Annotated in this window: 5 protein-coding genes; 2 read left to right on the forward strand and 3 right to left on the reverse strand. The window is 73.0% G+C overall.

Going from position 1 to position 6,412, the window contains the following annotated elements:
* Nucleotides 1-145: 145 nt before the first annotated feature.
* Nucleotides 146-1,492: a pectate lyase family protein gene (locus E0D90_RS22400; RefSeq protein WP_130799828.1), complete on the reverse strand. Its 1,347-nt coding sequence runs from the start codon at nt 1,490-1,492 to the stop codon at nt 146-148.
* Between the two features lie 279 nt (nt 1,493-1,771).
* On the opposite strand from E0D90_RS22400, the gene E0D90_RS22405 reads away from it, so the two are divergent.
* Both E0D90_RS22405 and E0D90_RS22410 read left to right on the forward strand, forming a co-directional pair.
* Nucleotides 1,772-2,395 (forward strand): dihydrofolate reductase family protein, encoded by a 624-nt coding sequence (locus E0D90_RS22405; protein WP_103501039.1) that lies wholly within the window; start codon nt 1,772-1,774, stop codon nt 2,393-2,395.
* Nucleotides 2,396-2,519: 124 nt separating this feature from the next.
* Entirely contained in the window at nt 2,520-3,398 is an 879-nt protein-coding gene (locus E0D90_RS22410) for an SDR family oxidoreductase (protein WP_130799829.1), read from the forward strand.
* Nucleotides 3,399-3,550: 152 nt separating this feature from the next.
* On the opposite strand, the gene E0D90_RS22415 is transcribed toward E0D90_RS22410, so the two are convergent.
* Together E0D90_RS22415 and E0D90_RS22420 are read right to left on the reverse strand one after the other, a co-directional pair.
* Nucleotides 3,551-5,410, reverse strand: coding sequence for a choline/carnitine O-acyltransferase (locus E0D90_RS22415; RefSeq protein WP_130799830.1), 1,860 nt, complete (start codon nt 5,408-5,410; stop codon nt 3,551-3,553).
* The gene (locus E0D90_RS22420) at nt 5,407-6,291 is read right to left on the reverse strand and encodes a class I SAM-dependent methyltransferase (RefSeq protein ID WP_227870408.1); all 885 of its coding nucleotides are present in this window, start codon (nt 6,289-6,291) and stop codon (nt 5,407-5,409) included. The genes E0D90_RS22415 and E0D90_RS22420 overlap by 4 nt, the downstream gene beginning before the upstream one ends.
* Nucleotides 6,292-6,412: the final 121 nt, after the last annotated feature.

Genomic DNA, 6,412 nt, shown 5'->3' on the forward strand with positions numbered 1-6,412 from the left:
GGGGGGGGACGGCGGTGGGGCGCGCCCCGGCCCCGGACGGGTGTCCGGGGCCGGGGATGCCCTGACCGCGGCGGCGCGGTACCGGGCGCGCCACCGGGCGCCACGCTCCGCCCGCACGCCCGCACGCCCGCACGCCCGCCGGGGCTCAGCGCAGCTTGCCGGCGCCCGCGTTCCGCTTGACGTCGTTGGTGGCCTTGGCGACGGGCTCGATCCGGTCGTAGAGCCACGGCGTCCAGCCGACGTCGGTCCCCAGCGGGGTGGCCGGGTTGAGCTTGTTGTGCTCGGCGACGACATCGACCTGGTGCCGCTTGCCGAAGCCGTTGAGGTAGGTGCCGCTCTCGTGGAGGTCGGTGCCGTTGAAGCGGCGGGTGAGGGTGCCGGGCCGGATGTCGCCCTCGAAGTAGTTGTTCGCGGCGTGGATCTTCGACTCCAGGCCGACGCCCCAGGCGTACTCGAAGGCGTAGGGGGCGTCGGGGGTCACCCGGTAGACGTTGTTGTAGACGTGCACCTCGCCGCGCCGCACCCGCGGGGAGCGCTGGAGGACGTTCTCGAAGAGGTTGTGGTGGTAGGTGACCCGCAGCTTGCCGGGGTCCTCCGGGTGGGTGTCGCCGCCGCCGACGAGCATGCCCTTGTCGTAGTCGACGTAGTGGTTGTAGGAGACGGTGACCAGGTCCGAGCCCCGGGTGATGTCCACGGAGCCGTCGTAGACCATGTACGGGCGTCCGAAGTGTTCGGCGTCCGGACGGCCGCCGCCGCGGTAGGTGTTGTGGTCGAGCCAGACGTTGGTCGCGCCGTGCAGCCAGATCGCGTCGTACTCGGAGTTCCAGTTGCCCGCCGCGCCGTCCAGCGGGTCCCACTGGGGAAAGCAGTCCTCGACGGCCTCGAAGCTGATGTTGCGGATGATGACGTTGCTGACGCCGCGCACGTGCATGGCGCCGCCCAGCACGCGGGCGTCCTTGCCGAGGCCGACGAGGGTGGTGTTGGAGGGCACGCGGAAGATCGAGTGGGCGGCCTGGTTCTGGTAGGAGCGGTCGCGGGCCTCCTCCAGCGGGCCAAAGGGCCGGGTGTCCATGCCCCAGGTGTCGGGGTCGTACGCCTCCAGGTAGCCGTCCAGGGTGTACTCGGGGTCGGCGAGGTCGTCGCAGGTGACGGCGTTGCCCTGGGCGTCGACGTTCATGTCGATGGTGCCCTTGACGAAGACGATCGTGGGGGTGTCGTCGGCGACGTCGCCGAGGGCGGCGAGCAGGCCGGCGCGGTCGGTGACCGTGTGGGTGTTCTCCGGGGAGGCGGAGGCGCCGCCGCTGGTGCCCGCGCCGTAGGCGCCCCAGCCGTCGCGCGGCCCGAGCACCTCGTGGGCGAGCGCGGTCGCGGAGGACCGGGCCTTCGCAGGGGCGGCCCCGTCGCCGGGCGCGGCGGCGGTCACGGCGGGGACGGCTCCCGCCAGCACGACCGCGGCGCAGGCTCCCACGAGCACCTTGGATCTGGATCTCATCGGCGGCTCACTCCATATCTGCAACTGGTTGCAGCCCGCACCAGAGGTGCCGGGCTCGATGGGCCCACATGCTGCCGCCACCCTCTGAGCATGACAAGACTTCGCGCGCATAAATCTGCAAGCGATTGCAGCCACTGATCGGCACCGGAAGGCCACCGTCCGACCGCGAGCGGTGACCCTCTCCTGCTCGCACGGTTCAGCGGGGCCGCCGCTCCTACACTGGAGAACACGGCTGACGCACCGACTTCCCGACGGCCGCGCCGGGGAAGGGAGGCTGTCATGGACGGCACCGGCCGCTCACTCGTGGTCGTGCAGAACGTCACCCTCGACGGCGTGATCGAGGCGGTCGACGGCTGGTTCGACCCGGCGGACGACGGCGAGGACACCTCGGACCTGGTGGACACCCTCCGGGATCAGATGGCCGCCGAGGACGCGCTCCTCCTCGGCCGCAGCACCTACGAGGACTTCCGCGCCTACTGGCCGCTCCGGCACGACGACACCACCGGAGTCGCCGCTCACCTCAACAGCGTGCGCAAGTACGTCGTCTCCAGCACGCAGGCCGATCCGGGCTGGAACAACGCGACGGTGCTCACCGGGTCGCTCACCGAGAACGTGCTGGCGCTCCGTAGGCAGCACGGACGCGACATCTGTGTGACGGGGAGCATCTCGGTGACGCACCAGCTGATCGCGGCGGGGCTGGTCGACGAGTACCGGCTGTTCGTCTACCCGGTGGTGGTCGGTCACGGACGGCGGCTGTTCGCGCCGGGTACGGCCGTGCCGCCGCTGCGGCTGGTGGAGCAGCGGGCCTTCCGCTCCGGCATCGTGCTGCTGGCGTACCGCCCGGGCACCACCACCGGCTCCGACGTGCACGGCGCCGCCGACCGGGGCACCGCCGCCGGCTGACGGGTGCGCCGCGCGCCGGACCGGCCGCGCGACGTCACCCGTTCGCGCGTCCGAACCGCCACCCGGCGGCGGCACGGACGCCTACAGTCGCGGGGTGGAGCCGCTGATCAGGGAGGCAGGTCGCATGACCGAGCAGACGCAGTCCGGGGGCACCGATGTGAAGACGGTGGTGACCGGGGCCACCGGCCGGCTCGGCGGGCGGGTCGCGGCGCGACTGGCCGCGGCGGGGGTGCCCCAGACCCTGGTGGTGCGTGACCCCGCGCGTGCCCCGGACCTTCCGGAGTGCACCGTGGTGCGCGGCGGCTTCGCCGACCGGGAGGCGCTGTTCCCGGCGCTGGACGGCGCGGACCGGGTACTCATGGTGTCGGCGTCGGAGTCGGCGGACCGGCTCGACCAGCACCGGTCGTTCGTGGACGCGGCGGTCAAGGCGGGGGTGGGACACCTGGTGTACACCTCGTTCCTCGGCGCGGCGCCCGACGCGACCTTCACCCTGGCCCGCGACCACTGGGTGACCGAGCGGTACATCCGGGACAGCGGACTGCCCTACACCTTCCTGAGGGACGGCCTCTACGCCGACTTCATGCCCGGTCTGGCCGGTGAGGACGGCGTGATCCGCGGCCCGGCGGGCGAGGGCCGCGCGGCGGTCGTCGCGCAGGACGACATCGCCGACGCGGCGGTGGCGGTGCTGCTGGACGCCGCCGCCCACAACGGAGCGACCTACGACCTGACCGGGCCGGAGGCGCTGTCGCTGGAGGAGGTGGCCGCGCTGCTTTCGACGGCCACCGGGCGGCGGGTGACCTACCGGCCGGAGACGGTCGAGGAGGCGTACCGCTCCCGGGCCGGCTACGGCGCGCCCGACTGGCAGCTCGACGCCTGGGTCTCGACGTACACGGCGATCGCGGCCGGTGAGCTGGCGACCGTCAGCGACGCCGTGCCACGGCTGACGGGGCGTCCGGCGACACCGCTGGCCGAGGTGCTCCGGCGCGCCGACATCGGCGGTTGAGCCGGGCAGTCCACGCCGGCGCCTGCCAGCGCCACCGACCGTCAGTGCTACCGACCGTCCGCGCCGCGCACCGTCAGCGCCGCACCGTCAGCGCCGCACCGTCACCGGGCGCGGTCCCGGAAGCTTCCCCCCGGGGCCGCGCCCACCGCCCGTCAGCCCTCCGCCGCCCCGGCGGCCTTGGCCGCCTCGGCCGCCTCGGCCAGCAGTGCGTCCAACTCGGCTACCACGTCCCGCAGATGACCGGCGAAGGCGTCCATCTGCGCCGCGACGGGCGCGGGGGTGGACAGGTAGAGGTGGAACCGGTCGGGCAGCAGGACGTAGGCGACTCCAATACATCGCTCGGACGTCGAACCGAACCCGAAGAACTGGATGTTGACCGAGGGCGCGGAGCTGGTGGACAGGTAGTCGTCGCGCAGCACCGTCCAGCCCGGGCTGCGGTAGAGCGCGGGCTCCTCGGTGACGCCGAGTTCGGCGCCGCGCCGCCGCTGGATGAGCTGCAGCTCCCACAGGTGCTGTTCCGGGGCATCGCCCTGCTGGCACTCCCTGGCGCGCCGTACGTGGGCGTCGGCGGCGGCCCGGAACGCCGCCAGCCGTTCGCCGGGGGGCGACGCCGGCTCCTCCATGGTGGAGACGAAGCGCTGGACCTCCGGTGTCACCACGCGCATGGCCTCGGTGCGGCCACGCCGCCACTGCCGGGTGGCGATGGACTCGTAGGTGGCGCCGATCATGCCCTTCGCCCGCTGGTGGGCGAGTTGGTAGGCGAGCTGGACGAACGCGTCGGGTGAGGTGCGCAGTGCCTTGGCCCGCCCCGAGCCGAAGGTGTCGAAGGTGACGGTGGTGGTGGCCGTGGCCGCCGCGTAGTCGGCGAACGCCTCGGCGGCGGCGATGACTTCGCTGCGCAGGTGGTCGTCGAGGACGAAGGCCAGTGGCTCCACCGCGGGCAGTCCCTGGTCCCGGGCGCCGGAGGCGCGGCTGTGCTCCTCGGCGGAGGCGTCCATGAGGTCGTCGGTGAAGCTGAGGATGGTGGTGCCGTCGAGGCCGCAGTGTTCGACGTTGATGCCAGCTCGGCCGTCGGCCAGGACGACGAAGGTCAGCGCCTTGTCGAACCAGCGGTTGCCGCTGTCGCCGTGGAGCAGTTGGTCGCATGCGCCGTGTACGGCCCCGGGGGCGGCGTCGTCGAGGCTGACGCAGAACAGCGCCGTCTCGATCTCCTCCAGCGCGGCGGCGTTGGCGGGGTGCAGTCCGGTGAGCAGTTCCCGGTTGCGGGCCCACTGGGCCCGGGCCCCGGTGGTGAGGTGGCCGACGGCGGTGCCGGGGGCGGCCGGTTCACTCCCGGCCTTGGCGACCGCGGCCAGTCCGGCGGCCAGGTCGGCGACGGAGTGCGGGGCGCCCTCGGGGCCGATCGCCTCCATGCGGAAGGCGTTGCCGCGGTGGAACACCACGATGTGCCGGGCGGTGGAGGGGCCGGGCCACTGCGCCGAGTAGGGCACCCGGACGGAGTCCTGGGTCTCGCCGGGGATCCGCGTGGCGGAGAAGAGGTAGCGGTGCTGGTCCATCGACAGCGGTTCACCGCGCCGTTCGGCGGGCGCGACGCTCTCGTCGTCGAGCCGCAGCTTGTAGGCGACGGCGGCGGCCACCAGCCCGGCGGCCCGGTCGATCTGCCCGGTGGGGGCGGGTGGGTCGTTGAAGAGGAAGAAGAAGTTGGCGTTGAGGGCGATGCGGTCGCGCCGGCCGAGGTAGCGGTAGGGCCAGAAGGTGTCGAGCCAGCTGTGTGTTCCGGGGGCGGCGTCGTACTCCTCCAGGGCGCGCTGGAGTACCGGGCCGGGTCCGTCGGCGGCGCGGAACGCGGCCAGTGCCTCCTCGGTGGAGGCCAGCTGGGAGGGGGTGAGTAGGGGTGCGCACCACTGGATCAGCCGGTCGCAGCTGTCGTCGAGCGTGGGCAGGGGGACGCGCGGCAGCCGGTCGTCGTGAGTGAAGGTGCGGCCGGGCGGGGCGGGCTGGTTGGTGGTCACGGTGTTCCTCGGTCCGGTGGGTCGGTCAGATGTGGTGGGGCCGGCCGGTGACGGCCGGGTCCGGCGCCGGGGCGCGGCCGGGAGACGAACAGCCGGGCGCAGAACCAGCCTTCGGTCTCCTGGCCGGTGGGGTCGATCCCGGCGTCGGCGAGGTTGTCCAGCACCTGTTCACGCTCCTCGGGCGAGGCGAACCGGCGCTGCCGGAAGAGCCGTTCACTTCGGACGGTCTCGTAACCGGCGGCGGCCAGCCGTTCGGTGACCGCGTCGAACGAGAACATCCGCAGCACGAAGTGGGCCATCCACGGCCGGTGTTCGCGTTCGGTGTCCACCACCTGGCTCAGCGTACGGTCGGTGACGTATCCGAAACAGCCCGTGGAGACGACGAGATCGGTCGCGGCGAACACCGCGCGCTGCTCGGCGGTCGCCCGGTTCCGTTCCAGGTCCGCGTGGACGGTGCCGGCGAGGAAACCGGCGCGCGCGGCGTAGGCGAGGGCGGGGCCGGAGGTGTCGAGGCCGGTGAAGCGCAGGCCGTGCGCGCCGGCGCGGGCGCGGGTGGTTCGGCGGTCCCTGGCGAGGAGTTCGGCACCGGGAAGCGCCGCGGCGGCCGGTGTGCCGTAGCGGCGGTACAGCTCGTCCATGGTGAGGTCGCAGCCGGTCACGGCGGCGTTGATGCCGTACGAGCAGCCGATGTCGAGGATGTCGACGACGGTCCTGCCGTGGGCCGCGCGGTACTGGTCGGCCAGGGCGGTGAAGTGCGGCTTGGCGTGCTGCGGGATGAGGTACTCCAGGCCCCGCAGGGTCGTGAAGTACGCCCGGGGGTCCGGGCTGGTGTAGATGTGGTCGAGCGAGATCTTCCCGGTGGTGTCGGTGTCGAATCGCACGGGCCTGTCTCCTCTGGACGAAACCGGGCTTCGCGGTGGCGGCTCGGCTGTTTCGGGGTGGCGGGCCCGGCCGCGGGCGGATGCCGGATCGCGGCGGTGCGTCGCGCGGCGCGGGCTCGCC

The sequence above is a fragment of the Streptomyces otsuchiensis genome, assembly GCF_004305975.1.
Taxonomy (GTDB): Bacteria; Actinomycetota; Actinomycetes; order Streptomycetales; family Streptomycetaceae; genus Streptomyces; species Streptomyces otsuchiensis.

Excerpts from the sequence above, each read along its gene's own strand:
- E0D90_RS22400 (WP_130799828.1), bottom strand. The coding sequence starts at position 1,492 with ATGAGATCCAGATCCAAGGTGCTCGTGGGAGCCTGCGCCGCGGTCGTG.
- E0D90_RS22405 (WP_103501039.1), top strand. The coding sequence starts at position 1,772 with ATGGACGGCACCGGCCGCTCACTCGTGGTCGTGCAGAACGTCACCCTC.
- E0D90_RS22410 (WP_130799829.1), top strand. The coding sequence starts at position 2,520 with ATGACCGAGCAGACGCAGTCCGGGGGCACCGATGTGAAGACGGTGGTG.